Source organism: Telluria sp. ZB2R32, assembly GCF_059685715.1.
This window is the reverse complement of record NZ_JCASIG010000007.1, coordinates 70,525-97,021: the sequence shown is the minus strand read 5'-3', so window position 1 is coordinate 97,021 and position 26,497 is coordinate 70,525. Positions and strand designations below refer to the sequence as shown.

24 protein-coding genes are annotated in these 26,497 nt (G+C 64.5%); 12 read left to right on the top strand and 12 right to left on the bottom strand.

All coding sequences use genetic code 11. The features are described from left to right. Window positions 1-46 precede the first annotated feature (46 nt). From AC56LG_RS19905 to AC56LG_RS19895, 3 genes are all read right to left on the bottom strand, one after another. Entirely contained in the window at window positions 47-979 is a 933-nt protein-coding gene (locus tag AC56LG_RS19905) for a bestrophin family protein (protein WP_497167805.1), read from the bottom strand. 228 nt (window positions 980-1,207) lie between these two features. Beyond that, window positions 1,208-1,786, bottom strand: coding sequence for a lipocalin family protein (locus AC56LG_RS19900; RefSeq protein ID WP_497167804.1), 579 nt, complete (start codon window positions 1,784-1,786; stop codon window positions 1,208-1,210). A gap of 130 nt (window positions 1,787-1,916) precedes the next feature. Beyond that, window positions 1,917-2,426, bottom strand: a complete 510-nt coding sequence (locus AC56LG_RS19895) for a host attachment protein (protein ID WP_497167803.1) — start codon at window positions 2,424-2,426, stop codon at window positions 1,917-1,919. A 400-nt stretch (window positions 2,427-2,826) separates the two neighbouring features. On the opposite strand from AC56LG_RS19895, the gene AC56LG_RS19890 reads away from it, so the two are divergent. The 5 genes from AC56LG_RS19890 (at window position 2,827) to AC56LG_RS19870 (ending at window position 10,305) form a co-directional block, all read left to right on the top strand. Next, entirely contained in the window at window positions 2,827-3,249 is a 423-nt protein-coding gene (locus AC56LG_RS19890) for a hypothetical protein (RefSeq protein ID WP_497167802.1), read from the top strand. A 28-nt stretch (window positions 3,250-3,277) separates the two neighbouring features. After that, window positions 3,278-3,478 carry a DUF2905 domain-containing protein gene (locus AC56LG_RS19885; protein ID WP_497167801.1) on the top strand — a complete coding sequence of 67 codons (201 nt, stop codon included), beginning with the start codon at window positions 3,278-3,280 and terminating at the stop codon, window positions 3,476-3,478. A 212-nt stretch (window positions 3,479-3,690) separates the two neighbouring features. Further along, window positions 3,691-6,345 (top strand): TonB-dependent receptor, encoded by a 2,655-nt coding sequence (locus tag AC56LG_RS19880; protein WP_497167800.1) that lies wholly within the window; start codon window positions 3,691-3,693, stop codon window positions 6,343-6,345. Window positions 6,346-6,548: 203 nt separating this feature from the next. Then, window positions 6,549-8,990, top strand: a complete 2,442-nt coding sequence (locus AC56LG_RS19875; RefSeq protein ID WP_497167799.1) for a family 20 glycosylhydrolase — start codon at window positions 6,549-6,551, stop codon at window positions 8,988-8,990. After that, on the top strand, window positions 8,983-10,305 hold the full coding sequence (locus tag AC56LG_RS19870) for an MFS transporter (RefSeq protein ID WP_497167798.1): 1,323 nt from the start codon (window positions 8,983-8,985) through the stop codon (window positions 10,303-10,305). Before AC56LG_RS19875 ends, AC56LG_RS19870 begins: the two co-directional genes overlap by 8 nt. Here the strand turns inward: AC56LG_RS19870 and AC56LG_RS19865 are convergent. From AC56LG_RS19865 to AC56LG_RS19845, 5 genes are all read right to left on the bottom strand, one after another. Continuing rightward, window positions 10,292-11,203, bottom strand: coding sequence for a helix-turn-helix domain-containing protein (locus AC56LG_RS19865; RefSeq protein WP_497167797.1), 912 nt, complete (start codon window positions 11,201-11,203; stop codon window positions 10,292-10,294). The genes AC56LG_RS19870 and AC56LG_RS19865 overlap by 14 nt on opposite strands. A 544-nt stretch (window positions 11,204-11,747) precedes the next feature. Then, window positions 11,748-12,611 (bottom strand): CAP domain-containing protein, encoded by an 864-nt coding sequence (locus AC56LG_RS19860; protein WP_497167796.1) that lies wholly within the window; start codon window positions 12,609-12,611, stop codon window positions 11,748-11,750. Window positions 12,612-12,698: 87 nt separating this feature from the next. Beyond that, a complete protein-coding gene (locus tag AC56LG_RS19855) occupies window positions 12,699-13,193 on the bottom strand; it encodes a hypothetical protein (RefSeq protein WP_497167795.1) in 495 nt (164 codons plus the stop codon). Window positions 13,194-13,317: 124 nt separating this feature from the next. Continuing rightward, the gene (locus tag AC56LG_RS19850) at window positions 13,318-13,449 is read right to left on the bottom strand and encodes a hypothetical protein (RefSeq protein WP_497167794.1); all 132 of its coding nucleotides are present in this window, start codon (window positions 13,447-13,449) and stop codon (window positions 13,318-13,320) included. Window positions 13,450-13,467: 18 nt separating this feature from the next. Continuing rightward, the gene (locus AC56LG_RS19845; protein ID WP_497167793.1) at window positions 13,468-13,782 is read right to left on the bottom strand and encodes an EthD family reductase; all 315 of its coding nucleotides are present in this window, start codon (window positions 13,780-13,782) and stop codon (window positions 13,468-13,470) included. Between the two features lie 208 nt (window positions 13,783-13,990). On the opposite strand from AC56LG_RS19845, the gene AC56LG_RS19840 reads away from it, so the two are divergent. Continuing rightward, the gene (locus tag AC56LG_RS19840) at window positions 13,991-14,155 is read left to right on the top strand and encodes a hypothetical protein (protein WP_497167792.1); all 165 of its coding nucleotides are present in this window, start codon (window positions 13,991-13,993) and stop codon (window positions 14,153-14,155) included. On the opposite strand, the gene AC56LG_RS19835 is transcribed toward AC56LG_RS19840, so the two are convergent. Then, window positions 14,139-15,125 (bottom strand): LysR family transcriptional regulator, encoded by a 987-nt coding sequence (locus tag AC56LG_RS19835; RefSeq protein ID WP_497167791.1) that lies wholly within the window; start codon window positions 15,123-15,125, stop codon window positions 14,139-14,141. The genes AC56LG_RS19840 and AC56LG_RS19835 overlap by 17 nt on opposite strands. A gap of 168 nt (window positions 15,126-15,293) precedes the next feature. Here AC56LG_RS19835 and AC56LG_RS19830 point away from each other — a divergent pair, with 168 nt between their 5' ends. The 3 genes from AC56LG_RS19830 to AC56LG_RS19820 all read left to right on the top strand — a co-directional run bounded on the left by AC56LG_RS19830 (window position 15,294) and on the right by AC56LG_RS19820 (window position 18,250). Next, on the top strand, window positions 15,294-16,385 hold the full coding sequence (locus AC56LG_RS19830) for an alkene reductase (protein ID WP_497167790.1): 1,092 nt from the start codon (window positions 15,294-15,296) through the stop codon (window positions 16,383-16,385). Window positions 16,386-16,529: 144 nt separating this feature from the next. Then, window positions 16,530-16,961 carry a DUF2231 domain-containing protein gene (locus AC56LG_RS19825; RefSeq protein ID WP_497167789.1) on the top strand — a complete coding sequence of 144 codons (432 nt, stop codon included), beginning with the start codon at window positions 16,530-16,532 and terminating at the stop codon, window positions 16,959-16,961. After that, on the top strand, window positions 16,958-18,250 hold the full coding sequence (locus AC56LG_RS19820; RefSeq protein ID WP_497167788.1) for a PQQ-dependent sugar dehydrogenase: 1,293 nt from the start codon (window positions 16,958-16,960) through the stop codon (window positions 18,248-18,250). The genes AC56LG_RS19825 and AC56LG_RS19820 overlap by 4 nt, the downstream gene beginning before the upstream one ends. Window positions 18,251-18,337: 87 nt before the next feature. Here AC56LG_RS19820 and AC56LG_RS19815 read toward each other — a convergent pair whose 3' ends face one another. Further along, on the bottom strand, window positions 18,338-18,808 hold the full coding sequence (locus AC56LG_RS19815) for a hypothetical protein (protein WP_497167787.1): 471 nt from the start codon (window positions 18,806-18,808) through the stop codon (window positions 18,338-18,340). Window positions 18,809-19,005: 197 nt separating this feature from the next. On the opposite strand from AC56LG_RS19815, the gene AC56LG_RS19810 reads away from it, so the two are divergent. Then, window positions 19,006-20,157: a branched-chain amino acid ABC transporter substrate-binding protein gene (locus tag AC56LG_RS19810; protein WP_497167786.1), complete on the top strand. Its 1,152-nt coding sequence runs from the start codon at window positions 19,006-19,008 to the stop codon at window positions 20,155-20,157. A 151-nt stretch (window positions 20,158-20,308) separates the two neighbouring features. Continuing rightward, entirely contained in the window at window positions 20,309-21,448 is a 1,140-nt protein-coding gene (locus AC56LG_RS19805; RefSeq protein WP_497167785.1) for a glutathione-independent formaldehyde dehydrogenase, read from the top strand. A 113-nt stretch (window positions 21,449-21,561) separates the two neighbouring features. Here AC56LG_RS19805 and AC56LG_RS19800 read toward each other — a convergent pair whose 3' ends face one another. Both AC56LG_RS19800 and AC56LG_RS19795 read right to left on the bottom strand, forming a co-directional pair. Next, complete coding sequence (locus tag AC56LG_RS19800; protein WP_497167784.1) at window positions 21,562-22,134, bottom strand: PEP-CTERM sorting domain-containing protein; 573 nt, start codon at window positions 22,132-22,134, stop codon at window positions 21,562-21,564. Window positions 22,135-22,392: 258 nt separating this feature from the next. Then, window positions 22,393-22,974: a PEP-CTERM sorting domain-containing protein gene (locus AC56LG_RS19795; RefSeq protein WP_497167783.1), complete on the bottom strand. Its 582-nt coding sequence runs from the start codon at window positions 22,972-22,974 to the stop codon at window positions 22,393-22,395. 226 nt (window positions 22,975-23,200) lie between these two features. Between AC56LG_RS19795 and AC56LG_RS19790 the strand changes: the two genes are divergently transcribed. Next, window positions 23,201-26,497 (top strand): DEAD/DEAH box helicase, encoded by a 3,297-nt coding sequence (locus AC56LG_RS19790; protein ID WP_497167782.1) that lies wholly within the window; start codon window positions 23,201-23,203, stop codon window positions 26,495-26,497.

Below are 26,497 nucleotides of genomic sequence, written 5' to 3'. Positions count from 1 at the left end.
GTCGGTTCGCTTCTGTGGGCCGCGTGGGCCCGGGGTTGCGGCCGCGTCAGCGCAGCCAGTAATTCACGGGAAGGAGCGGTGGCGGCAGGTCGGTTTCGCCGAGCGCGTCGCGCAGGTCGATCTCGATGGCGCGGCAGATGGCGTCGAGCGGCAAGTCGTTGGGCGACAGGCCGAACGGTTCCTCGATCTCGTCGCCGAGCGCGTCGAGTCCATAAAAGGTGTAGGCGACGATGGCCACCACCAGCGGCGTCATGAAACCGATCGCATCGACCAGGCCGAACGGCAGCAGGAAGCAGTACAGGTAGGCGGTGCGGTGCAGCAGCAGCGTGTACGAAAACGGAATCGGCGTGTTCTTGATGCGCTCGCAGGACGCGGCGGTGGCGACCATCGCGCACATGGTGTTGTCGAGGGCGGTGGCGCGCATGCTGTCGACCAGGCCGGCCTTGCGGCAGCGCGCCAGGTCGGCGCCCATTTCCAGCATCAGCGCCTGGCTCAGGTTGACGCGGCCCTGCAGCGCGGTCCATTCGGTCGGCTGCAGGTGCGCGCTGACGTCGGCGGCGGCGTCGCTGCGCCGCAGCTGGTGGCGCAGCGCATGCGAAAACGCGATGGCGCGCCGGATCATGCGCGTGCGCAGGTGGTCGGCAGTCGGCGTGGACGGATCGTCGTCGATCAGGCTCAGGCACTGGCGCGCAAAATTCCGGTTGCGCAGCACGAGTTCGCCCCACAGCTTGCGGCCTTCCCAGAAGCGGTCGTAGGCGGAGTTGTTGCGAAAGCCGAGGAAGATCGCCAGCGGCAATCCCATCAAGGTAAACGGGATGATGGTCAGCTGGATCTTGGTATGCCACAGCTGGCCGTGGCTCCAGGTGACGACCACCGCCAGCAGCGTGGTGATGGCGAGGCTTTTCCAGATGCTCGGCAAGACCGAGCCGCGCATCGTGAGGAACAGGCGCAGGCCGTTGGGGCGGTCGCGCACGATCATGACGCGCCTCCGGGTGAGGGGTCAGGAACGCGTGCGATCGGGAAGCTCATGCTGGAAATGGAACTCGGCAGGTAATGAAGCAGCCGCACCGCGGCAGGGATGCCCGGTGCTGGTCTGGCGGCCATTCTGGCGCCTGCATTGAAAAATGCCCAATTCACATTCCCGATTGCGGTTATTAACAATGTGAATACTTATCTATGCGGTAATACCGATATGAATAGTGGAGGCTCATTCCTGCGGCGTACGCACCAGCTTGCGCACGTCGAGTCCCTGGCCCGACAGGCGCGCCACCAGCGCGTCGTAGGCCGGTTTGCTGACCGTCGGCGTGCGCGCCAGGATCCACAGGTATTCGCGGCCCGGTTCGCTGACCGCGGCCAGCCCATAGTCGCGGTCGAGGTCGATGATCCAGTAATCTCCCCAGACCATCGGAATGAAGGACAGCAGCGCCGGCGCGAAGCGCACTTTCAAGCGCGGCGAGGTCGCCGGCCCGACCTGGCGCGCGACGCCGATGACGCTGTCGGTGCTGCCGTCGGCCAGCTTGCAGCGGTTCTCGACCTGCACCCGGCCGTCGGGCAGGGCGGAATAGGTGGCGGTGGTGAAGCCGGCGCACTTGCGCTGGAACCGGTTGGGGAACTTGGCGATCTCGTACCAGGTGCCGAGGTAGCGCGGCAGGTCGAGCGCGGGAATCGTCGCCAGGTCGCTGCGCGGGTTGGCCTCGTTGCTGGCCGCCCAGGCCTTCATGCCCACCAGTACCACGGAAGCCAGCAGCGTTCCCTTGATCAGGGTCGGGGTCAAGCGCTTGTTCATGGGGTGTCCTCGTTCGTCGATACCGTCATGGTAGGGCGCAAGCGCAAATCCAGCCGCACAGATCGCCAGCGCATAAAAAAAACGCCAACCGCGAAGGGTTGGCGTGACGATCAGTGAAGCGAGATGCGTCTTATTCTGCGGACTTGGCCTGCGCCGCCTGCAGCTGTTCGCGCAGCTGGTGAACGGGCACCTGCGTGTAGTCCTTGTTGAGTTCATGCTTGATCGCCGCCTTGACGTGCTGGTCGAGGTTCAGGCGCAGCGTGCCCAGGAATTGCGGCGAGGCCGAGATGACCAGGCTCTGGAAGCGGCCTTCCTGCTGGGCTTTCAACAGGTATTGCGAGATCTCCTTCGCAAACAGTTCGGTCTCGTGCTCGGCCGGCGTCTGGTTCGGTTCGTACTGGCTGTTCGGCTGGCCGGCGCCCGCGTTGTGCGCCGCGGCGACGCCCTGCGTGCCGCCCACGTTGTGGGTGGTCTTGCCGGCGGCGAGGATGCCGTGCTTGTCGGTCTCGGCTTCGTTGGCGCGCAGTCGTGCGCCATTGTTGATCATGTCTTCCATTTCCTGCAGCGGCTCCGATGGACCTTCCTCGGAGAAGAAGCGTGCGCGGCCGGCATTGGCCGTGATAATCCAGGTCGTTGGCATGCTACCCCCTGTCAATAATGAATCGTGGATGATGTGAGATCCCGCAGCCAGGCGATGTTCGGCCCGGCCCGGGCGCAAACGCGAAAGACCGGCGATCGCATACAGATGAGCCTTGTCGGGGTCCGCCGACGCCTGCGCATGCCCGTCCTGGGCACTACGCACACCATCGGCCGGCCGCCGCCGTAAAGGAGGGCGGAACACGGATTCCCAATCAGCGCGACCCGATCCATCTGCATTCGATCGTCGCGTAAATCCAGTATAGCACCGGGGTTCGCTACCCCGACGCACCCCATGAATGCCCCGTGCGTACCCTTTTGCGCGCCGCTTCCGGGCGGCTTTCGGCAGAATGAAGGACCAGGATGCAGTCACTCGGGTCATATCCAACGGAGGGAGAACGAGCATGGCAAACGAACAGGAAAACAAGGCTGGCGCCACGCGCGCCGACACGCTGGCCGAGCAGGGCGCGCAGCCGGTGCAGGGCCAGGAACGGCCGGTGGGCGCCGACATCGCCGGCGCGGCCGGCGGCACCGATGCCGCTGCCGGCGCGCAGATGTCGGGCAGCCGCGGCGGTCCGGGCGGCGAAGGCTTGCGCCAGAAAACCGACACCGAGAATGCGCCCGGCGCCGCCGGCGGCGCACCCGGCGCCGGCGCGATGGCCGCGGGCGGTACCGGCCTCGGGCAAGCCGACACGGCCGACGACACCCGCACCGGCACCGGTTCCTCGACCGGCCAGGGAACCTCGGTCGCGGCCGGCGGCGACCCGAGCGGCGGCAATACGCTGGCCGGCAAACCGGGCAGCGGTACCCAGGGCGGCCAGCACTGAGCCTGCGCCACCGTCCGCCGACGCCGCCATGCAGCGCACGCTGATCGTCCTCGGCCTGGCCATCGCCGCCATCGGCGTGGCCTGGCCCTGGCTGCGCCGGTTGCCGTTCGGCCGCCTGCCGGGCGACATCCACGTCGTGCGCGAAGGCTTCAGCTTCAGCTTTCCGATCGTGACCTGCATCGTGGTGTCGATCGTCATCTCGGTCCTGCTCTGGATCTTCCGGCGCTGAGGCCAGCTCGTGCACAGCGAGACGCCACCTGCGGGTGGCGTTTTTTTTGTGGGCGTGCCGCAAACGCGACGCCTGCCCACGCTCAGCAAGATTTGACAAACATGGCCACAAAAATAACAACACAATGCGCTCCATACGAACAGAGAGGTGCCGCCAGCACCCACGGATTCGAAGCGGGTTTGGCGGGCCCGTCCAACCACAATGGAGACGACATGAACCAATCGATGGCAGGGCAGGGATACCGGGTGACGGCGATTGCCGCCGCGGTGACGATTCTGACGATGACCACGGCGCCCGCCGTGCGCGCCCAGCAGGCCGCGGATGCGGACAACGCCGGCATGCAGCAGGTCGTCGTCACCGGCGTGCGCGCCGCGCTCGAGCAGTCGCTGCGCCAGAAACGGAATGCCGATGCGGTCGTCGAGGTCGTGACCGCCGAAGACATCGGCAAGATGCCCGATAAAAACGTGGCCGACGCCATCCAGCGCCTGCCGGGCGTGAACACGCAATCCTCGGCCGGCGGCGAAGGCGGCTTCGGCGAGAACGACCGCGTCAGCCTGCGCGGCACCAGTCCCAGCCTGCAGCAGACCCTGTTCAACGGCCACGCCATCAGTACCGGCGACTGGTTCCTGCTGAACCAGATCGGCGGCAACGTCGGCCGCTCCAGCAGCTTCTCCCTGCTGCCGTCCGAACTGGTGGGGTCGATCGTGGTCCAGAAAAGCCCGACCGCGGACCTGGTCGAAGGCGGCGTCTCCGGCGCCATCAACGTCATCACGCGCCGCCCGCTCGACTTCCGCCAGGCGCTGACCGTCGAGGGCTCGATCCAGGCCAACTACAACGATTTGTCCGGCAAGACCGAGCCGCATCTGTCCGGCCTGGTGGCCTGGAAGAACCCGGCCAATACGGCCGGCTTCCTGCTGCAGGGCTTTTCCGAAAAGGCGGCCGTGCGCCGCGACGGCCAGGAAATCCTCGGCTACACGCCGATCAATGCCGGCAGCGCCGCGGCCCTGGCCAATCCGGCGCTGGCCGGCGTATTGGTGCCGACCTTCATCGGCGCCACCCTGTTCGAGCAGACCAAGAAGCGCAGCGGCGGCGCCTTCGACGTCGAGCTGCGGCCGATGCGCTCCCTGACCCTCGACCTCAACGGCTTTTATTCCGAACTCAAGGCGCCGCACCAGAACACCAACTGGCTCGCCGCGCCCGCCAATTCGATCAACAGCGCCAACCAGGTGCCGCAAAATCCGGTGGTGCGCAACAACACCCTGGTCGGCGCCGGCTTCGCCGTCAACAACGGCGAAGTGGACAACATCTACCGCCCCAACGCCGGCGGCGAATCCTGGTACCTCGACTTCAACGGCAAGTTCAAGGTGAACGACGACCTTACCGTGTCGGGCAAGCTCGGTAAGACCCATGGCGTCGGCTACGACCGCGACGATGTGTTTTACCAGAACAACGTCGATGGCGGCATGGTGTATGCCCTGAATGGCTTGTCGCCGGCCAGCGTCAGCTACCCCGGCGGTAACACCACCGCGCCCGGCAGCACCGCGTGGGCCGGCGGCGGCGAAGCGCAATCGGTCGACCAGGAAAAGTATGCGCAGGTCGACGCCGACTGGCGCGTGCGCGATGCATTGGTCACCGCATTGCGCTTCGGCGCGCGCTTCACCGACCACCGGCGCACGGCCGAACACCCGCTGGAAACGCGTCCCGGTCCGCTCGGCTTCAGCAATCCCGGCCCGGTGTGGAGCGGCCAGATGTATCCCTCCGACTTCGCCAACGACCTGGGAGGCAACCTGTCGTCGAATTATTTCAAGTACGACGGCGCGGCGCTCGGCGCCTGGGGTGCGCTGCCGGGCAACCGCCTGCTCGACTACACGCTGCGCCACAACTGGATGGACGAATTCCGGGTCGGCGAAAAGACCTCGGCCCTGTACGGCATGATCGAAGCCGGCGGCGAGCGCTGGAGCGGCAACCTCGGTGTGCGCGCGGTGGAAACGCGCCAGACCACGGTGGTGAACCTGCCCGGCGGCCCGAGCCCGATCACCGGCTCCGCCTTCGGCCCCTATACGCCGACCACTTATAAACGCACCTACCGCGATTACCTGCCGAGCGTGAACGTCAAATTCGACGCGCGCGACGACCTGGTGCTGCGCGCCGCGGTGGCGAAGACCATCGCCCGTCCCGACTACTCGGCGCTGGGCGGCTCGGTCTCGCTCAACGACGACGCCTTGAGCGGCAGCGGCGGCAACGTCAATCTCGACCCGGTGCGCTCGACCAACGTCGACGTCTCGGCCGAATGGTATTTCGCCCCCAAGGCACTGCTCTCGGCCGGCCTGTTCTACATGGACCTGCGCTCGATCGTGGCGCAAGGCACCAGCACCGGCACCTACTACAACAACAAGCGCAGCGCCCCGGCCGTCTACCAGATCACCTCGCCCTACAACACCACCGGCAGCAACAAGGGCGTCGAGTTGAGCTGGCAGCAGCCGCTGATGGACAACTTCGGCTTCCTCGCCAACTACACCTTCGCCGACGGCGAACTGGACGACGGCGGCGACTTGCTGAACTCTTCGCAGCGTACCTGGAACCTGACCGGCTACTTCGAGAACGAGCGCTTCAGCGCGCGCCTGGCCTACAACTTCCGCTCGGCCTACAAAGCCGGCGTCGACCGCGGCGCCAGCCAGTTCGTCGACGACATGCCCTCGCTGGCGGCCTCGGTCAACGTCAAGCTCACCGAGCAGCTGACGCTCACTTTCGATGCGCTCAACCTCACCAACGAGACGATCAAGATGTACGCGGAGAACAAGGACCGGCCACGCGCGTTTTACTCGAATGGCCGCACGTTTTATCTGGGCCTGCGCGGCAAGCTATGAGGTAGGGTGGCCGGCTACACCTGGACGCCTGCCTGCCCGCTGCTTGAATGCCGCCCACGCGTTCAACCACACGTCGAAACTTCGCGACGGATCACCGGCCGGTTGAACGCGTGGGCGGCGCACATGCCGCCGTTCCGCAAGCCGAAGCGGTATAGCCGCCCACCTTACAGGTCTGGGCATCTTAAGCGTAACTGAGGACAACGATGCCAGTCGCGATCGAATGGGAATGCCTGGCCAACGGGGTCGGCGACGAACGCTTTGCCGCCAGGCTGGTGCTGCGCAATGTGTCGGATACGGTCATCGCGCCCGGCTGGACGCTGTACTTCAACACCTGCCGCAAGGTCGTGCCGGAGACGGTCAGCGCCGGTTTCGCGATGGCGCATGTGAATGGCGACCTGTTTCGCCTGCGCGCCACAGACGACGCGCCATGGCCGCCGGGCGCAACCTACGAGGTCATGTACCAGTCGCGCTTCTGGGCCATCAGCCGCACCGATGCGCCGCTGGGTTTTTATCTCGTCGCGGCAGGCGGACAGGCGCGCGACCTGGGCGACCCGCACATCCTGCCCTTCACCCGGCCGGCCCAGTTGCAGCGCCGGCGCGACGACCAGGTGCCGCCGATGGATGCGGCGCGCCGCTTTTTCGACAACGGCGCCGTGTTTCCGCTGCCGCCGGAAGCGGTCGGGCGCATCACGCCGCGTCCCCAGGTGGCCAGTTTTGCGCAAGAGCGCTGTCGCATCGGCTGCGACACATCGCTGCATTGCGCGCCCGGCCTCGAGAGCGAAACCAACTTCCTGCGGGCGCTGCTGGCCGCCTTGCCGCCGGCGCACGGGGCCATCACGATCGAACTGGAAACCGGTCCGGTCGACGCCAACACACCGGCCCCCGCTGAAGCCTATCTGCTCGAGATCGATCCGGCACGGGTGCGTTTGCGCGGCGCCTCGGCCCACGGCGTCTTCAACGGCATCCAGACCCTGCGCCAGCTCACGGGACCGGAAGGCAGCCTGCCGTGCGGGCATGTACGCGATGCGCCGCGCTTCGCCTACCGCGGCATGATGCTCGACGCCGCGCGCCATTTCGCCGACGTGGACACGGTGCTGCGCCTGCTCGACTGCATGGCCCTGTACAAGCTGAACCGCTTCCACTTTCATTTGACCGACGACGAAGGCTGGCGCCTGCCGATCACGGCGCTGCCCGAACTGACCGGGGTCGGCGCCCGCCGCGGCGTGCCGGAGGACAGCGATACCTGCCTGCCGCCCTCGTTCGGTTCCGGCGCACGCGCCGAAGGCTCCGCCGGCAGCGGCCATTACAGCCACGACGATTTCATCGCCATCCTGCGCCATGCGCAGGCGCGCCACATCGAGGTGATCCCCGAGTTCAACATGCCGGGCCACGCACGCGCCGCGGTGCGGGCGATGCGGGTGCGCCACGACCGGCTGCTGGCAGCCGGCGACACCGAGGGCGCCGACGCCTGCCGCCTCGACGATCCGGACGACGCCTCGGTCTATGAATCGGTGCAGCTCTGGCACGACAACGTGATCTGCATCGCGCGCGACTCGGTCGACCGCTTCGTCGACACCGTGGTGGCCGAGGTGGCGGCGCTGTTCCGCCAGGCCGGGGTGCTGCTGCGCACGGTCCACCTGGGCGGCGACGAAGTCCCGGCCGGCGCCTGGCTCTGCTCCCCCATCTGCCGCGCACGCATGGCGCAGCATGGCTGGACGAGCGTGCACGAACTGCGCGCCGACTTCACCGCGCGCTGCCGCGCGATCCTGGCGCGCCATGGCCTGGCCTTTGCCGGCTGGGACGACAACGCCCTCGTCGCAAGCGGAGAGGGCGTGCAGGCCGATCCGCGCTTCGTCGGGCCGGGCTTCCAGGTCTACGTCTGGAACAATGCCACCGGCTCCGGCCAGGAGGATTGCGCCTGGCGCCTGGCGAATGCCGGCTACGAGGTCGTGCTGGCGAACGCCGCGCACCTGTACTTCGACCTGGCCCACGCCAAGGACCCGCAGGAACCGGGATATTACTGGGCCGGCTTCATCGACACCCGCAGCGCGTTCACGTTTTGTCCGCTCGACCTGGCGACGGTGCCCGGCCGCGACCAGATGGGCCGTCCGCTGGATGCCGAGGCGTCGGCGCGGCTGGTGCGCCTGAGAGCGCCGGCGCGCATCCTCGGCCTGCAAGGGCAGTTGTGGGGCGAGAATGCGATTTCTCGCGCGCGCATCGAGTATCTCGCCGCGCCGCGCCTGCTGGCGCTGGCGGAGCGGGCCTGGAGCCCGGACCCGGGCTGGTCCGTTATCGCTGACGCCACCGAACGCGCTCGCCGCATCGACGCCGACTGGAACGAATTCGCCAACCGCCTCGGGCGCCATGCGCTGCCCCAGCTCGACCGCGCCCTGGCCTACGGCTACCGCCTGCCGCCGCCGGGCGTGCTGCTGCAGGCCGGGCGCATCCACGCGAACGTGGCGCTGCCCGGCCTGGTGCTGCGCTACCGCTTCGATGGCGCCGCGCCCGACGCCGACAGTCCTCGCTATGGCGCGCCGCTGGCGCTACCATCGGGTGGGGCGATTCTCACCATCGCCAGTTTCGACACGCGCGGGCGCAGCAGCCGCGTGGTCACCCTCGACCCGAAGGATGGAACCGATGCATGATGTCTCCGCTTCTGCGCCCGTCGCCGCCGCGCCGCCCGTCGTCGCGCGCCATCCGCTGGCCTGGGTGCCGACCCTGTACCTGGCGCAGGGATTGCCGTTCTACGCGGTGGCGCTGGTGGCCGGGCTGATGTTCAAGAGCATGGGCGTGCCGAACGAGCAGATCGCGCGCTGGACCGGCGTGCTCGGCCTGGCCTGGGTGTTCAAGGCGCTGTGGAGTCCCTTCCTGGAACTGGCGTCCAGCAAGAAGCGGCTGGTAGTGGTCTTCCAGCTGACCGGCGGCGGCGCGCTGGCGGCGGTCGCGCTGGCGCTGCAACTGCCAGGCTGGTTCGCGCTGGCGATCGCGCTGCTGGCGGTGGTGGCGCTGGCCTCGAGCACGCACGACATCGCCGCCGACGGCCTGTATATCGCCAGCCTGTCGGCGCGCCAGCAGGCGGCCTACGCCGGCTGGCAGGGCGCCTTTTTCAATGCGGCGAAATTCCTCTCGCTCGGCGGCCTGGTGATCCTGGCCGGCTTCCTGGAAGCGCGCATCGGCGCCGCCGGCGCCTGGACCGTGGTATTCGCGCTGCTCGGCGCCGGGCTGGCGGGACTCGGGCTGTACCATGGCTGGGCGTTGCCGGGCACGCTGAACGCCACTGCTACGGAGATGACGGCGCGCAGCGTCGCGCGTACCCTGGCCGACGTGATCAACGCCTTCTTCGCGAAAGAGGGCATCTGGACCGCGATCCTGTTCATCATCCTGTTCCGCGCCGCCGAGGGGCAGATCCAGACCATCGGCCCGCTGTTCCTGCGCGACGCGCGCGCCGTCGGTGGCCTCGGACTCACCACCGCGGAAGTGGGCGCCGTGTACGGCACCGCCGGTACGGTCGCGTTCCTGGCCGGTTCCATCGCCGGCGGCTATTTCACCGCCTGGACTGGCCTGAAGCGCGCGATGCCGCTCCTGATCCTGGCGATGAACCTGCCGAACCTGGTCTTTTACTACCTCAGCGCGGCGCAGCCCGCTTCGCTACCCGTCATCGCCGGCGCGCTCGGCCTCGAGATGTTCGGCTATGGTTTCGGCTTCGTCGGCATCATCCTGTTCATCATGCAGGTGGTCGCCAGCGGCGCCTACCAGACCGCCCACTATGCGCTCGGCACCGGCTTCATGCAGCTTGGCTTCGTGCTGTTCAAGGTGGTCAGCGGGGATATCCAGCAGGCGCTGGGCTACCGCTCCTTCTTCCTGTGGGTGCTGGCCTGCGCGTTGCCGGTGCTGGTGCTGAGCTGCTTCATCCGCATGGAGCGCGCCGCCGTGATGGCAGACCCGGCTAGCGCTTCTTGACCGGCAGCGCCAGCCAGCCGCGCCAGCGTCCGTCCGGCCCGCGTTCGACCATCTGGATGTGCGGGCGCGTGCTGTCGAGGCGCCAGGCGGCCTGGCGGTCGAGCCAATCCTCGTACATCGAGCGAAAGCGCGGCCACTCGCCGCAGAAATCGAGCACGCCATAGGTGCCGGCGGGGAGCAGGCGCACGCCCAGGCCGGGGTCGGGTCTGGCATCGCCGGCAAAGCCGAAGTCGTAGCAGTATTCACGCTCGCCGGTAAAACCCGGGTCTTCGTCGAACACGCCGTACCAGGGCGTGGTGGTATTCGTGTCGCCGCAGCGCTCGCGCTCGCACAGGAACAGGTTGCAGGCGATCGACAGGGCGGCGCCGGACTGGCCGAAGAAGCGCTGGTAGCGCAGGTTCAGCGCCGGCAGCGTTTGCACCCGGATGCGCGCGGCCACGCTGCCGGGGACCGGCGGCGAATAGGGAGCGAGGATCACCGCCAGGTTGTCCGGTTCGGCGACGAAGAAACTGACGTCGCTCTCGCGCCCGACCTGCTGGTCCATGTAGGTGCGCCAGCCGCCCTCGCGCCAGGCCTTGGCCGACATCGCGAACTGCTGCTTGAAGGCCTTGGCGAAGGCGGCGTTCGAAGGAAAACCGCAATCCTGGGCAATGCGCAGGATCGACACGTCCGGCTCGTGGCGCAGCAGGTGGGCGGCGCGGCGCAGGCGCCGCTTTCTCTGGTATTCGACGGCCGAGAAACCGGTGAGTTCGCGGAAGATGCGGTCGAAGTGGAACGACGAATAACTCGCCGAGGCGGCCAGGTTTTTCAGGGCCAGCGGGTCGCCCACCGAGTCGAGCATCAGGTCCATGACTTCGTACAGGCGGGAGACGCGCGAGGTCGGTTTCATGCTCGTCATTATGGCTGAAGTCGCGGTTAGTGGCGACCTGGCTGTCAATACGTCCATCCGGCAGCGGCGCCATTTTCGATAGCGCCTGTACTGAAAGGCGTTGACAAGATGTACCTGAAGCCGGAAGAGCGGGTGATCTTCTGGTAAGGGTGGGTAGGGTGGACGGCTCTGCCGTCCACGCGTGACGTATGCGCCACCTTGGCATTATCGGGTGCCACGTCTGCTCATCGTTGATGCGTGGGCACGTCATTGAGGCCCCCGGCCTCAATGACCCCACCCTACATGCCGATCAGTTAAGCGGATGCATAAACCCGTAAGGTGGGCGGCTATACCTTGGCGCGTGACTGCCCGCTGCGGGGATGCCGCCCACGCGTTCAACCATACTCTGAACCTCGCGACGAATCACCGGCTGGTTGAACGCGTGGGCGGCGCAAACGCCTCCGGTTCGCAAACTGAAGAGGTATAGCCGCACACCTTACAAGGTCTGAGCATTCGTTCTCGGAAAAAATCAACTTAACTGACTGCCATTAGGCCACGGCCTCAATGCCCCACCCTACTTGCGCACCCCGAACACCTGGGTCCAATAAACAAACCCCGGCATGCGCACCCGGCTGATCGCGTAGCCCGCGCCCATCTCGACAAAACTCGGGTTCATCAGGTTGGCGCAGTGACCAGGACTCTCGATCCAGCCATCGACCGCTTCCCGGGCCGAGGTCTGTCCGGCGGCGATGTTCTCGCCGACCAGGCGCCAGTCGTAGCCGGCGCGCGTGGCGCGCGTGCCGACCTGGCTGCCGTCCGATCCCTCGTGCGCCATGTGGCGCCGTGTCGCCATGTCGCGGCTGTGCGCCAGCGCCGCCGCGCCCAGCGCGTCGTTCCAGGCGACCGCCGGCGCGGCGCCGAAGGCTTGCTCGCCGCAGCTGCGCGGGACGGCGCGCGCGGCGTTGACGGCGTCGAGGATCGCGCGCCCCACCACATCCTGCTCGGGCAGGGTGATCGGCAGCAGCCGGCGCGCCAGTACGATGGTCCATTCGTCGCCCTGGCGGCTGGCGCCGATGTCGTCATAGGCGGCGCTGGCCAGCACGCGGCAATAGGGCTGGCGGATCGTTTCCATCACGCTCGCCGCATCCGGCGCGCCGCGCGTATGGATGATCTCGACCTGGGCCGCGTGGTAGCCCACGCGTTCGACTTCGTATTCCGGAAACGAGCCGACGCCGATGCGCACCCGGCCCAGCGCCGCATCTTCCTTCAGGCTCGGCACCGGCGCCGTGCGGGCGCCGCCGCAGACGCCCGGCGCCGCGCGGTAGGCGTTGATCAGGGCGATCAGGCGGCTGTCGTTCTGGGCATGGGCACTGCCGCCAGGGAGCAGGGCGGCAGCGGCGAGTAGGGACGTGAAAGAGAGGCGAAACATCGGCAACATGGCGGAAGGGCGATTCGCACAGCATACCCGTGCGCCGGAACACTTGCTGTCCCGCTTGCCTTTGCTCACAAATTCAGGAACGAGGAATCAGCTTGCCGGCGGCGTCCTGCTCCTTTGCTTTTCCAGTCCGGCTTTTACATAAGCCAGCCACTGGTCGCCCTTGCCGGTAACGCCATTCAAAGGCCCGATCTTTTCGAAACTGCGCCATGTCCATGGCGTGTCGAGAAACACGAGATAGGTACCGCCGATAACGAAGTCCGGGTAAATGGCGCAGTCCGCGCCGTTCATGACCCGTCCTCCGCCACGCTTCCAGAATGCGGGATCGGTATGGTTGTCGAAGCTGGTCTCGTTACTGGCGCCTTTAATGGCTGCCCATTGCAGTAATGGCGTCGCAGCGCTGTCGTCGTCGTGACGGCTCGCCCGCGCGCTGCCCGTCACCGTAAACGTGTTGCCCCCTGTGCCGGCCAGGCGCTCCAGCACGACGAAGTGATATTCGACGAAATCGTCTTGCAGCGGTACCGCATTGACCACCCTGGCCACCGAAACGTCGGACGCCCGCGCGATCTGTTCGTCGACGCCCATTAATTGCTGGCGCGGAGGCGAATAACACGCCCAACTGTTTTGGGTTGCCAGTACCGAGAATAATATTGTCAGGTGCCGCAATGGACGCATGATGTTTCTGGATGATTTGTGGGCCATGACAACACTAAACGCCGGAGCCGTCGCCGAATTCGTCGTCCAGTTGCTTTTCGAGGATCTTGCGATCTTTCGCATTCATGCAGAGCATCCAGCCGAGCAGCAACAGCGTCACGATAGAACAGATGAGGGGAGCGATCATGGCGCGCAATACCGATCTTTATTCGACCAGCACGTCGCTGATCTGGATCACCGGCGTCTGGTTGGTGTAATTGGGAATATCGCCCATGATCTGCTTCGTATGCGGACCGAAGCCGGCCTGGAAGGCATCGACCGAATCGCAGAACAGGTGGCCCATGGCGATATAGGGCGCATTCTTCTCAACCGTGCCGGATGCGATCGCGCGGTCGACCGTGTAGTACTTGCAATGATCGCCCATGAGTTCCTTCACCATCGGCATGTGCCGGTCGCGGTAATACACCTCGTCGAAACGGGCGTCCGGGCCATTCGGATACATCACGCTCACTTTGATCATGGTTGGTCTCCTCGTTATGGTTGGCTTGATCATCCTGCGCCGATGTACGTCGCTTTGCAAGTGCTGTGTTGAGATGCGCCGTGCCTGGCGTGACGATTCGCTGTCATAAGAAATATGTGCATTGCGTGGTTGGGAAGACACATTTTGTTCCATTATCCGATGTTATTATTTCGTTATTGCAAGATTTTCGGATAGCCGGAGTGGAGAATTGAAACCCAAGCTTCAACTCGTGCGTCCCGATGCGGCAGGACACGGTAGCAAGCGCTGGGCGAATAATGTGCGCGCACTGGTGCTGTCGAGCGTGCACTTCAGCGTGATCGTGGCGCTGGTCGGCGTGGCCGCGCTCATTCCGATCTTCAGGCACGGCGGCTAGCGGCGGGCGCATAGCTGCCGCTGAGTTTACCGAGCGCATCGTGCGGCGCGCCGTCCGCCGCCAGCATCGGCGAAATATCCGGATCGCGCGCGAATTCCTCGGCGAAGAAGGACACGAAATGGCTGATCTTTAACGAAGGCCGCCGCGCCGGCTGGAACACGACGTTTAGCGGCAGCGGCGGCAACCGGTAGCGCGTCAGGATCGGCTTTACGCGTCCGGCGCGGATATCGTCGCCATATACCCACTGCGGCGTATAGCAGATGCCCAGGCCCTCGACCACGGCCTGACGGATCGCTTCCGAACTGTTCGACTGCAGATGGCCGCTCACGCGCACCGTGTGCTGGGCGCCATCCCCGTCCTGGAAACTCCACTCGTTGACGTTGGCCAGGCCGGTGTAGACGATGCACTGGTGGTTGCGGAGCTCCTCCGGCGTCTGCGGTTCGCCGTGGCGCGCCAGGTAGGCGGGAGAAGCGAGGGCGGCGCGGTGGGCGGTGCCGATGCGGCGCGCGATCAGGCGGCTGTCCTTGAGTTCGCCGACGCGGAAGGCGACGTCGATGCCGCCCACGACCAGGTCGACGAAACTGTCGTCCAGCTGCAGGTCGATTTTCAGCCGCGGGTAACGCTCGAAAAACGCGTTCAGGCGCGGCACGATATGCAGGCGCCCGAACGATACCGGCGCCGCCACGCGCAGCACGCCGGAAATTTCGTTTTCGGTACGCTGGACTTCGACGCGGGCGTCTTCGATCGTGTCGAGCACCTGGCGGCAGCGTTCGTAATAACGCTTGCCCGCTTCGGTGAGCGCATGGCTGCGCGTCGAGCGCACCAGCAATTTCGCGCCGAGCATGGTTTCCAGCGCCTGCACTTGCTTGCTGATTGCCGATTGCGTGCTGCGTTCCTCGCGCGCAACGGCCGAAAAGTTACCGGTTTCGACTACCCGGACAAAGGTTTCCATCAAGCGCAAGCGGTCCACGTTTTACTTATCCTATTCCTGTCAGGAATAAATCATATCATTCGTGCGGTCTACCCGCGGGTACCAGGAATATCTATAGTAATAATTGTAGCGGCTGCCGGCGATGGCTCTTGAAAGTTCAACGACCGGCGGCCCAATAATTCCAATCTCTACAGAAACGGACCCATCATGACCCACAAACTTTTCGAGCCCACCCGTATCGGCGACATCGAAGTTGCCAACCGCGTCGTGATGGCCCCGCTGACCCGCAGCCGCGCCGACGAGGCCGCCGGCGACATCCCGGGCAGCCCGATGAACGTCGAGTACTATCGCCAGCGCAGCAACGCCGGCCTGATCATCAGCGAAGGCACGCAAGTCTCGCCGCTCGGCAAAGGCTACATGGCCACGCCCGGCATTTATTCCGACGAGCAGGTCGAAGGCTGGAAGCCGATCACCCAGGCCGTGCACGACGCCGGCTCGAAGATCGTCGCCCAGATCTGGCACGTGGGCCGCGTGACGCACCCGCATCTCACCGGCGGCGTGCAGCCGATCGCCCCCTCGGCCGTGACGCCGAAGGTGCTCGCCTACACCCACGCCGGCAAGGTCGAAGCGCCAGAGCCGCGCGCACTCGAACTGGCCGAGATCAAGGACATCGTCGCCGAATATCGCCGCGGCGCCGCGAATGCGATCCGCGCCGGCTTCGACGGTATCGAACTGCATGGCGCCAACGGCTACCTGATCGACCAGTTCCTGCGCGACGGCGCCAACCGGCGCACCGACGAATACGGCGGCTCGATCGAAAACCGCGCCCGCTTCGCACTGGAAGTGGTGGACGCCGTGGTCGCCGAGATCGGCGCAGGCCGCGTCGGCATCCGCCTGTCGCCGGTGACCCCGGCAAATGACCTGGCCGACAGCAATCCGCAAGCCGTATTCGGCTACCTGATCGAAGAACTGAACAAGCGCGGCATCGCCTTCATCCACTTCGTCGAAGGCGCCACCGGCGGCCCGCGCGACGTTCCCGGCTTCGATTTCGCCTGGGCGCGCCAAGCGTTCAAGGGCACGTATATCGCAAATAACGGCTATACCCGCGAAATGGCGCTCGAGGCCGTCGAATCGGGCCGCGCCGATGCGGTCGCCTTTGGCCGCGCCTATATCGCCAACCCGGACCTGGTGCAGCGCCTGAAACTGAATGCGCCGTTCAATACGCCGAACCCGCAGACGTTCTATGTGCCGGGCGCAGCCGGATATATCGATTATCCGACGCTGGACCAGGCGGCTTGAATCGCCTGCGCTGGAATAACGAAAACGCCAACCCGCGGGTTGGCGTTTTTTATGTATTGACGTTGTTCCGCTAAATCAACCATGCGACAAGCCCTGCGGATGGCCGTTATGATTTAAATATCGAATCATCACCAAGGACCTTTCATGTCTTCCGCCACCATTGGCAACCCCACTTACCGAAACCCGCCAGGGCCGCTGCATGCGATTCTGCTTGGCGGCTCCGTTCCCCTGTTCCTCGGCGCCTTGCTGAGCGACATGGCCTATTCCGACTCGTACCAGATCCAGTGGAGCAATTTTGCATCCTGGCTGATCGCCGGCGGTTTACTGTGCAGCGGACTCGCGCTGCTGTTCGCGCTGGTCAACCTGATCCGCGCCCGCCACAAGGCGGGACAGCCGCTGACCTATTTCCTGGCGCTGCTGGTGACCTGGGTGCTGGGCCTGGTCAACGCGTTTCAACATGCAAAGGATGCCTGGGCCGTCATGCCGTCCGGGCTGGTGCTGTCCGCCATCGTGTTCCTGCTGATCTGCCTGTCGGCCTGGGTGGGACTCAGTGGCCGCAAGGGAGGTGTGCAATGAAACGCGCGAGCACATTGGCATTACTGGGCATGACGCTGCTGCTCGGCGCATGCAGCGAAGACGGCGTCGCCATCCAGGCGCGCGGACCCGATCCGAAGCTGCCCGAACCGCAGCGTGGCTTGCTGCCGAGCATGAAGATCGCCGAACCGACGGCCTGGGGCGACCAAAAACCGACCGTCCCCGAGGGCTTCAGCGTCACGGCCATCGCGACCGACCTGAAAATTCCACGCCAGACCCTGGTGCTGCCAAATGGCGACATCCTGGTGGCGGAAGGGCGCGGCGGCAGCGCGGCCAAGCTCAAGCCGAAGGATGTGATCGCCGGCTACATCAAGGCCAAGGGCAATACCAAGGTCAAGGGCGGCAACCGCCTGACCCTGCTGCGCGATGCCGATGGCGACGGCAAGTACGAACTGCAAACGGTGTTCGCCGAGAACCTGAATGCCCCCTACGGCCTGGCATTTGCGAACAATAAACTGTACGTGGCCAACCAGGACGAACTGGTCAGCTTCGACTACCAGGAAGGGCAGACGAAAGCCGCCGCCGCGCCGACCAGCGTCGCCAAACTGCCGTCGGAGATCAATCACCACTGGACCAAGTCGCTGGCCGTCAGTCCCGACGGGCGCTTCCTGTATGTCGGCATCGGCTCGAACAGCAACATCACCGAGCGCGGCATGGAAGCCGAACTGAATCGCGCCGAGGTCTGGCAGATCGACGCGGCCACCGGCGCGCATAAACCCTACGCCACCGGCATCCGCAATCCGACGGCGCTGGCGATGCATCCGCAAACCGGACAGTTGTGGTCGGTGGTCAACGAGCGCGACGAGCTGGGCCCGGACCTGGTGCCCGACTACCTGACCTCGGTGCGCGAAGGCGGCTTCTACGGCTGGCCGTACAGCTACTGGGGCCAGAACGTCGATCCGCGCGTGAAACCGGAGAATCCGAAAAAGGTCGCATCCGCCATCAAGCCCGACTACAGCCTCGGCTCGCACGTCGCCGCGCTCGGGCTGAATTTCTCGCTGCCGGTCATGGGCGACAAGTTTGCCAACGGCGCCTTCGTCGGCGAACACGGCAGCTGGAATCGTTCGAATCCGGTCGGTTATAAAGTGATCTTCGTACCGTTCGCGAATGGGCGTCCTGCCGGGGAGCCGGTCGATTTCGTCACCGGTTTCCGCGATGGCGACGGCAAGACGCGCGGGCGGCCGGTCGGTGTGACCGTCGATCCGCGCGGGGCGCTGATCGTGGCGGATGATCTGGCGAATACGGTGTGGAGGGTGACGCGGAATCGGTGAGTGCTGGGTGATTTAGAAACCGCCTTTCACAACAGTGAAAATGAAAACGCCAACCCGAGGTTGGCGTTTTTTTATATCTTTATATTCTTATTTAGAGCCGCCAGTGACTGGCGCCGCAGATAGCGCCGTTGCCACAGCACTGTTAATGCTGTCGTTCATCATAATCTGCAACAGCGCTGGATAATCATAAGCTGCCCCAGAAGCGGCGTCGACACCGGCACCGATCACGCCACCGAACAGCAAATTACCCGCCATCATGCCCTTGGTCGATGACTTGAAAGTAGCGACACCGGTTGCCACACCGGCCTTGTCGCAGGTGACGTTCATATCACCGTAAGCGCGATGCACCGTAACCGTGCCGGGTGTGGTGACGTAATACACGCCTTTGTCGTTTTGCAGTTTGCAGGTGGCGCCGTCCAGTTTTCCCGAAGGACTGCGGGTTTCGACGGAAACGACCTGGTTGGTGCCGCTGACAATCGAAGCGCAACCGGTCAAGCTTGCCAATAGCACGGTCATTGCCAATACGCCAGCAGTGCGTACGATATTCTTTGTATTCATTCTATCCCCTTGTGAATGCCGGCGGCGCCGACTAATTGTTATAAATAAATTATTGCACAAAAGAATTTAGAAAAAACAGAATATTTTTGACTGCATATTCAGTAACGGGGATCAATTAAATGATGACGCACGATTGCCTGAGAGGACGCGAGCGACTCGGCAGTACAATCGACCGCACCGTCCACGGAAAACCCGCCATGCATCGCTCCGCCATCGCCGCCGCCTCCCTGTTCGCCCTCGCTGCCGCATCCCACGCCCAGCCGCCCGCCAAACTCCTGCAAGTGAAACTCGGCACCGCATCCCCTCTGTCGGGCACCGGCGCCCACCAGGGCAAGGACATCGAGAACGGCGCGCGCATGGCGATCGACGAACTCAACGCGAAGGGGATCGTGCTGGGCGGCCGCAAGGTGCAGTGGGTATTGCAGCCGGAGGACGATGGCGCCGATCCGAAAACCGGCGCGGCGGTGGCGCAAAAGCTGGTCGATGCGAAGGTGGCGGCGGTGGTCGGGCACCTGAATTCGGGCACCACGGTGCCGGCCTCGAAGATTTATTTCAATGCCGGTATTCCGCAAATCTCGCCGGCCGCAACCACGCCGCTGTACACCACCCAGGGTTTCAAGACGGCGTTCCGCGTGGTCGCCAACGACAACCTGGTCGGGCGCGTCATGGCCAGCTATTCAATCGGCACTTTAAAGGCGAAAAAGATCGCGGTGATCGACGACCGTACCGCTTTTGGCCAGGGCCTGGCCGACGAATTCGTCAAGAGCGTGAAAAAGGCGGGGCCGGGCGCCACCGTCGTCAGCCGCCAGTTCACCAATGACAAGGCGACCGATTTCAATGCCATCCTGACCCAGATCCGCGCGAAAGATCCGGACGTGATTTTTTATGGCGGCATGGATGCGGTGGCCGGCCCGATGCTCAAGCAAATGAAGGCGCTCAGGCTGCGTGCCAAACTGGTGTCGGGCGATGGCGTCTGCTCGGAAAAGATGCCGCTGCTGGCCGGCGACGCGCTGGTCGACGACAAGGTGTTTTGCGTGGTGGCGGGCGGCGTCGATGCCGCGCAGGAAGGGGGCCTGAACGCATTCAATCAGCGCTACCAGCAGCGTTTCAAACTGCCGGTGCAGACGTATGCGCCGTATGCCTACGATGCGGTGATGGTGTTTGCCAAGGCGATGCAGGCGGCGAATTCGAGCGATCCGGCGAAGTACCTGCCGGCGCTCGCTGCCGTGAAACATCAGGGCATCACTGGGAGCATCGCCTTCGATCCGAAGGGGGACCTGAAAAATGCCGCCATGACGATCTACACCTATCGCAAGGGAAAAAAGACCAAGCTGGCGGTGCTACGCTAGCAGCAACGACACGGCGGGATTACCCATCATGGTTAGCTGGCGAACAGATGCTGAACGGTGCGCCGCCCAGAGTGGAGAACTTGTCTCATTGTCGATGGCATTTTGCTACCGAGAATGAGTTGTTCCAACCGACTCTGGAGAAACAGCCCCAATGAAAGCACTTGTCTACAACGGACCACGCGACGTCCAGGTCAAGGAGATGCCGGACGCGACGATCGAAAAACCGACCGATGTGCTGGTTCGCATCACGTCGACCAATATCTGCGGCTCCGACCTGCACATGTACGAAGGCCGTACCGAGATGGAAACCGGCCGCATTCTCGGCCACGAGAACATGGGTGAAGTGATCGCCGTCGGTAAGGCGGTCGACCGCGTCAAGGTGGGCGACATGGTCTGCCTGCCGTTCAACATCGGTTGCGGCTTTTGCGAAAACTGCGAGCGCGGCCTGTCGGGCTTTTGCCTGACCTGCAACCCGGGCACGGCCGGCGCGGCCTACGGGTTCGCCGGCATGGGACCGTACAGCGGCGGCCAGGCCGAACTCCTGCGCGTGCCCTACGGCGACTACAACTGCCTGGTGCTGCCCGAGGATGCGCGCGAAAAGGAAAACGACTACGTGATGTTGTCGGACATTTTCCCGACCGGCTACCACGCCACCGAACTGGCGCAGATGAAGGCGGGCGATTCCGTCGTGATCTATGGCGCCGGGCCGGTCGGCCTGATGGCGGCTACCTCGGCGTTCGTCAAAGGCGCGAGCCGCGTGTTCGTCGTCGATTCGCACAAGGACCGGCTGGCGCTGGCCGAGAAGATCGGCGCGATCGCCATCGATGATACCGAGGGCACCGGCGTCGAGCAGATCAAGGAGTTGACCAAAGGGCAGGGCGCCGATTGCGGCTGCGAATGCGTCGGCTACCAGTGCTGCAACATGCACGGCAAGGAAGTGCCGAACCTCACCATGAACAACCTGGTGCAGGCGGTGAAGCCGACCGGCGGCATCGGTGTGGTCGGCGTGTTCCTGCCGCAAGATCCGGGCGCGCAGGACGAACTGGCCAAGGAAGGCAAGCTCGCCTTCGACTTCGGCCAGTTCTGGTTCAAGGGCCAGCGCATCGGTACCGGCCAGGCCAACGTCAAGGCCTATAATCGCCGCCTTGCGAACCTGATCCAGGCCGGCCGCGCCACGCCGTCGATGATCGTCTCGCACGAACTGTCGCTGGATAAGGCGCCGGAAGCCTACGAGAAATTCGACAAGCGCGCAGAAGGCTGGACCAAGGTGATCCTCAAGCCGGGCAAATAAATGAATTCCTAGCAGGTAGATGGAAACGACAACGCCACCGCGAGGTGGCGTTGTCGTTCAAACTAAATCCATCCGAAACCGGAGTTAATATACTCCGATTCTGGAGTTTTCCTTTAGGCGCGCTTGCGGCGGCGCGCCATGGCAGCGCCCAGCGCAGCCAGTGGGAGCAGGGCCAGCGTGCCCGGTTCCGGAACGTCGTTGCTGTCCTCGGCGCCGAGAATGACCTGGCCGCCGCCGCTCACCGTATCGAAGCGTCCGGTATAGCTGCCGAAATCGCCGTTGTAGTATGCGGCAAACACCAGGTAGTACTGGCTGTCTGCTTGCAGTGCCTGGTTGATCAGCGACAGAGCGCCGGTGCCGCCGTCATCGTTAAAGGCCAGCAGGTTGGCCAGTGGCGAGCCTGAATTGAAGGTGCCCTGGTACAGGTAGAGGAAGGTATCGGACCCAGGGGCGTTGAACGATGTCGATTCGATCGAGTAGACGCCGTTAGCGCTCACATGGAAATCGTATACGTCATAGGCTACATCGGTGCCAACGCTGCTGAGCAGGGTTGCCGATAACGGGCGATTGAACCTCGGGTCCGATGCGGTCAGTTCACCGGAAAACGATATCGGTGCTGCAAAGGCGGCCTGAGAAGCGAGCGCGACGCCTGCAATGGCGAATTTCAGGAATTTGGTAGAAAACATGGAACACCCCTCTGTAGTTGTGTTCCAAGATAAGAGCAATTGCTGTGCCAGAGAAATATATTGTTTATTATCAATCCCTTGGCGTCAATACAATTGATTGCGGTGACTTTTTGTAAAGAAAGTCGACATACCGGATTGACTTTGCATCGGGCAGGATCGAAACGACAACGCCACCGCAAGGTGGAATTATCGTTTAACTTTCGATACTCCGGAATCGGAGCTTATTCTATCCGATTTCGGACTGCCTAGCCCCAATGCTCAGGCGCGCTTGCGACGGCGCACCATAGCCGCGCCCAGCGCAGCCAGCGGCATCAGCGCCAGCGTGCCCGGTTCCGGCACTTCGTTGCTGTCCTCGGCGCCGAGCATGACCTGGCCGCCGCCGCTCACCGTATCGAAGCGTCCGGTATAGCTGCCGAACTGGTTGTTGTTATACGAGGTGGACACCAGGAAGTACTGGTTGCCGGCCTCGAGCGCCTGGTTGATCAGCGAGAGCGCGCCGGCGCCGTCGTCGTCATTCAGGTTCAGCAGGTTGGCAAGCGGCGACGCCGCGTCGAAAGCACCACGGTACAAGAGCAGGAAGGTATCCGAACCCGGGACGTTGAACGAGGTCGATTCCATCGAATAGACGCCATCGCTGCTGACACGGAAATCGTAGACGTCGTAGGCTACATCGGTACCGGCGCCGCTGAGCAGGAATGTCGTGAACGGACGGTTGAACCGGCTATCCGAAGCGGTCAGCTCGCCTGAAAACGCTACCGGCGCCGCGAATACGGCCTGGGAGGCAAGCGCGACACCCGCAATCGCCAGTTTCAGGAATTTGGAAGCTTGGAATGAAAACATGGAGCACCCGTTATGATTGTATTTCTAAATAGAAAGCAAATTACGTGCCAGAAAAACATATTGTTTATTATCAATAGCTTGTAATAAGTACGTCTGGACTTGGTGATTTTTTGTAAAGAAAACCGACATGCTAAACCTGGATTTTGTCCTGTGCTCATGGTCTTTCCACGGTATGCGTCTGCGGTTTCCGCGATAATCTGCTATTGACGACTTTTGCTTTTCGACCATGGATTTTGTCTTAGCAGACATTACACGACAGTTTGACGCGGGAACGCTCGCCAAGGGGAGGGCCTATGCCCGCGACGGCATGGTGCTCGATGTCCGTCAGCAAGGCGCCAGGATCGACGGCAGCGTGGCCGGCAGCGGCCGCAGCGTCTACCAGCAGCGCATCCATCTCGTGCCAGGTGCCCAGGGTGTCGGCTTCAATGGCCACTGCAGCTGTCCGATGAGCTACAACTGCAAGCATGTGGTGGCGGTGCTGCTGGATAGCCTGGACCGCGCCGACAACGCGGTGGCGGACGCCCGCGGCGCCCTGTCCGCGCAGGCCGAGCGCTGGCTGCAGAACGTGGCGTCGCTGGCAGGAGGAAGCGCGCCGCGCGCCGCCGACACCGGCTTCGCCTTGCGCTATGCGCTCATACCCGACACGCACGGCGGCTCGCTGCGCCTGCACGCATGCAAGGTACGCCTGCGCAAGGATGGCAGTATCGGTGGTGTCACCACCGTCAACAATGCCGCCAACCTGCTGACATTTCCGCCGGCCTTCGTTGCCCCTTCCGACGAGGAACCGCTGCGCGTCATGTCCGCCCTGCGCGCAGGCATGTACCTCGACGAAGTCCAGCCAGCCGACCGGCTCGGCGCCCGCCTGCTGCAGGAATTGTGTGCAAGCGGGCGGCTGCTGTGGTCAACCACCGTTGCCGACCTGCGCCGCGGCGGTTTCCTCGAACTGCGTCCGGGCGCAGCGCGCAGCGCCGCGCTCGGCTGGCGTGCAGAGGAGGCCGGCAGCGCGTCGGTGATGCTTGGCTGGCAGTTCGACGGCGGCAATCCGGTCGCCCACGTGCTGCCGACCGAACCGGTGTTGTATGTCGATGGCGGTGTGCTGGGCGAATTGATGCTGCCGGCGCCGCTCGCGGCCCTGGCGCCGGCGGCATTGCTGGGCCTGGTGAAGCAGGCGCCGTACTTGCCTCCCGAACAGCGTGGCGAGGTTGCGCGCCGGATGGTCGAAGAGGGCATGGACCGACTCCTGCCCCTGCCGCAGGCGATGAAGACGCAGCGCCGCGCCGGCATTGCGCCCACGCCCTGCCTGCTGCTCGACAGCTACCCGGTGAGCGTGCGCAGCCGCGACAGCCTGCAGTGGCACGATTACGTGGCGCTTTCGTTCGACTACGATGGCATGGAGACCGGCGACAGCGACGAACCGGTGCTGCGCAGGATGGTGGGCAATACGGTCGAACTGGTCGAGCGCGACATGCGCGCGGAAGCGGCGGCGGCGGCCATGCTCGCCGGCCTTGGCTTCACGGCGCCGGCGCCGGGTTCCCCGCTCGACGACTGGGACGATGCGCTGGTATTGCCCGACGAGGCAGCCTGGCTCGTATTTGCGCGTTACGAACTGCCGCGTTTGGAGGCTGCCGGCTGGCGCATCGACAAGGACGGCAACTACCGCTACGACGTCGCCGAGGCCGAGGACTGGTATGCCGAACTGAACGAGGAAGGCGAGGGTGCACATGCCTGGTTCGCGCTCGAGCTCGGCATCCTGGTCGAGGGCCGGCGCCATGCCCTGCTGCCCTTGCTGGTGGAAATGATCCGCACTGCGCCGCAGGATTTCAGCCCGGCCGCGCTGGCCGCGCGTGCCGACGACAGCGAAGTCATTGTCGACTTGCCCGACATGACGCGCGTCGCCTTGCCCTGGCTGCGCATCAAGCCGATCCTTGCCACCCTGGGCGAACTGTATTTCAGTGAACACGATGGCGATGCCTTGCGCCTGCCTGTCACCGACGCCGCGCGCCTGGCCGAGCTGGAACAGGCGGCGCAGCTGCGCTGGATGGGCGGCGAGCGCCTGCGCGCACTGGGCCGCAAACTCGATGGTTTCGCCGGCATCGCGCCGGTGGCGGCGCCGGCCGGCTTGCAGGCCACGCTGCGCGCCTACCAGCAGGACGGGCTGGCGTGGATGCAATTCCTGCGCGAATACGGTTTTGCCGGCATCCTGGCCGACGACATGGGACTCGGCAAGACCGTCCAGACCCTGGCCCACATCCTGGCCGAAAAGGAAGCCGGCCGGCTCGACGGGCCGGCGCTGGTGGTGGCGCCGACCAGCCTGATGGGCAACTGGCAGGCCGAGGCGGCGCGCTTCGCGCCGGATTTGCGCGTACTGCTATTACATGGCAAGGAGCGCGCGGCGCGGTTCGGCGAGATTGCCGGCGCCGACCTGGTGCTGACCAGTTATGCCCTGCTGTGCCGTGATGAAGAAGCGCTGCGCAAGCAGCGGTTCCACTTGCTGATCCTGGACGAAGCGCAGTACATCAAGAACAGCCGCGCCCGGGCGGCGCAGGTGGCGTGTTTGCTCTCCGCCCGCCACCGGCTGTGCCTGACCGGCACCCCGGTGCAAAACCACCTCGGCGAATTGTGGTCGCAATTCCATTTCCTCATGCCGGGGTTGCTGGGCGACGAAAAGGCGTTCAACACGGACTTTCGCAAGCCGATCGAAAAGCGCGGCGACAGCGTGCGCGCCAACCTGCTGACGCGGCGCCTGAAACCGTTCATGTTACGGCGCACCAAGGATAAGGTCGCGACCGAATTGCCGCCCAAGACCGAGATCGTGTTGCCGATCGACCTGGGCGGCACCCAGCGCGACCTCTACGAGACGGTGCGGGTCGCGATGGACCGCAAGGTGCGCGACGAAATCGGCCGCAAGGGCCTCGCTGCCAGCCAGATCGTGATCCTCACTGCCTTGCTCAAGCTGCGCCAGGTATGTTGCGATCCACGCCTGCTGCGCCCGTCCAGCGAAGCCGGCTCGGCCAAGCTGGACACGCTGATGGATCTGCTCGACACCCTGCTCAGCGAGGGACGCAAGGTGCTGGTGTTTTCGCAGTTCACCAGCATGCTGGCGCTGGTCGAAGACGAACTGCGCAAGCGCGGCGTCGACTATGCGCTGCTGACCGGCTCGACGCTCGACCGCGCCGCGCCGGTGGCGGCATTCCAGCAGGGCCAGGTGAGCGTATTCCTGATCAGCCTGAAGGCGGGCGGCGTCGGCCTGAACCTGACGGCGGCCGATACCGTCATCCATTACGATCCATGGTGGAATCCGGCGAGCGAAAACCAGGCCACCGACCGCGCCTGGCGCATCGGCCAGGCGCAGCCCGTGTTCGTCTATAAACTGATCGCGCGCGGCACGCTCGAGGAAAAGATCCAGGAACTGCAGCGCCGCAAGGGCGCCCTGGCCGACGCCTTGCTGGCGCCCGAGGGCGGCCTGGCGGGCACCCTCGATGCGGACGACTTGCAGGCGATCCTCAGTCTTTCATTGTCGTGA

Coding starts and splice junctions, on each gene's coding strand:
- AC56LG_RS19905 (WP_497167805.1), bottom strand. CDS start 979: ATGATCGTGCGCGACCGCCCCAACGGCCTGCGCCTGTTCCTCACGATG.
- AC56LG_RS19900 (WP_497167804.1), bottom strand. CDS start 1,786: ATGAACAAGCGCTTGACCCCGACCCTGATCAAGGGAACGCTGCTGGCT.
- AC56LG_RS19895 (WP_497167803.1), bottom strand. CDS start 2,426: ATGCCAACGACCTGGATTATCACGGCCAATGCCGGCCGCGCACGCTTC.
- AC56LG_RS19890 (WP_497167802.1), top strand. CDS start 2,827: ATGGCAAACGAACAGGAAAACAAGGCTGGCGCCACGCGCGCCGACACG.
- AC56LG_RS19885 (WP_497167801.1), top strand. CDS start 3,278: ATGCAGCGCACGCTGATCGTCCTCGGCCTGGCCATCGCCGCCATCGGC.
- AC56LG_RS19880 (WP_497167800.1), top strand. CDS start 3,691: ATGAACCAATCGATGGCAGGGCAGGGATACCGGGTGACGGCGATTGCC.
- AC56LG_RS19875 (WP_497167799.1), top strand. CDS start 6,549: ATGCCAGTCGCGATCGAATGGGAATGCCTGGCCAACGGGGTCGGCGAC.
- AC56LG_RS19870 (WP_497167798.1), top strand. CDS start 8,983: ATGCATGATGTCTCCGCTTCTGCGCCCGTCGCCGCCGCGCCGCCCGTC.
- AC56LG_RS19865 (WP_497167797.1), bottom strand. CDS start 11,203: ATGACGAGCATGAAACCGACCTCGCGCGTCTCCCGCCTGTACGAAGTC.
- AC56LG_RS19860 (WP_497167796.1), bottom strand. CDS start 12,611: ATGTTGCCGATGTTTCGCCTCTCTTTCACGTCCCTACTCGCCGCTGCC.
- AC56LG_RS19855 (WP_497167795.1), bottom strand. CDS start 13,193: ATGGGCGTCGACGAACAGATCGCGCGGGCGTCCGACGTTTCGGTGGCC.
- AC56LG_RS19850 (WP_497167794.1), bottom strand. CDS start 13,449: ATGATCGCTCCCCTCATCTGTTCTATCGTGACGCTGTTGCTGCTCGGC.
- AC56LG_RS19845 (WP_497167793.1), bottom strand. CDS start 13,782: ATGATCAAAGTGAGCGTGATGTATCCGAATGGCCCGGACGCCCGTTTC.
- AC56LG_RS19830 (WP_497167790.1), top strand. CDS start 15,294: ATGACCCACAAACTTTTCGAGCCCACCCGTATCGGCGACATCGAAGTT.
- AC56LG_RS19825 (WP_497167789.1), top strand. CDS start 16,530: ATGTCTTCCGCCACCATTGGCAACCCCACTTACCGAAACCCGCCAGGG.
- AC56LG_RS19820 (WP_497167788.1), top strand. CDS start 16,958: ATGAAACGCGCGAGCACATTGGCATTACTGGGCATGACGCTGCTGCTC.
- AC56LG_RS19815 (WP_497167787.1), bottom strand. CDS start 18,808: ATGAATACAAAGAATATCGTACGCACTGCTGGCGTATTGGCAATGACC.
- AC56LG_RS19810 (WP_497167786.1), top strand. CDS start 19,006: ATGCATCGCTCCGCCATCGCCGCCGCCTCCCTGTTCGCCCTCGCTGCC.
- AC56LG_RS19805 (WP_497167785.1), top strand. CDS start 20,309: ATGAAAGCACTTGTCTACAACGGACCACGCGACGTCCAGGTCAAGGAG.
- AC56LG_RS19800 (WP_497167784.1), bottom strand. CDS start 22,134: ATGTTTTCTACCAAATTCCTGAAATTCGCCATTGCAGGCGTCGCGCTC.
- AC56LG_RS19795 (WP_497167783.1), bottom strand. CDS start 22,974: ATGTTTTCATTCCAAGCTTCCAAATTCCTGAAACTGGCGATTGCGGGT.
- AC56LG_RS19790 (WP_497167782.1), top strand. CDS start 23,201: ATGGATTTTGTCTTAGCAGACATTACACGACAGTTTGACGCGGGAACG.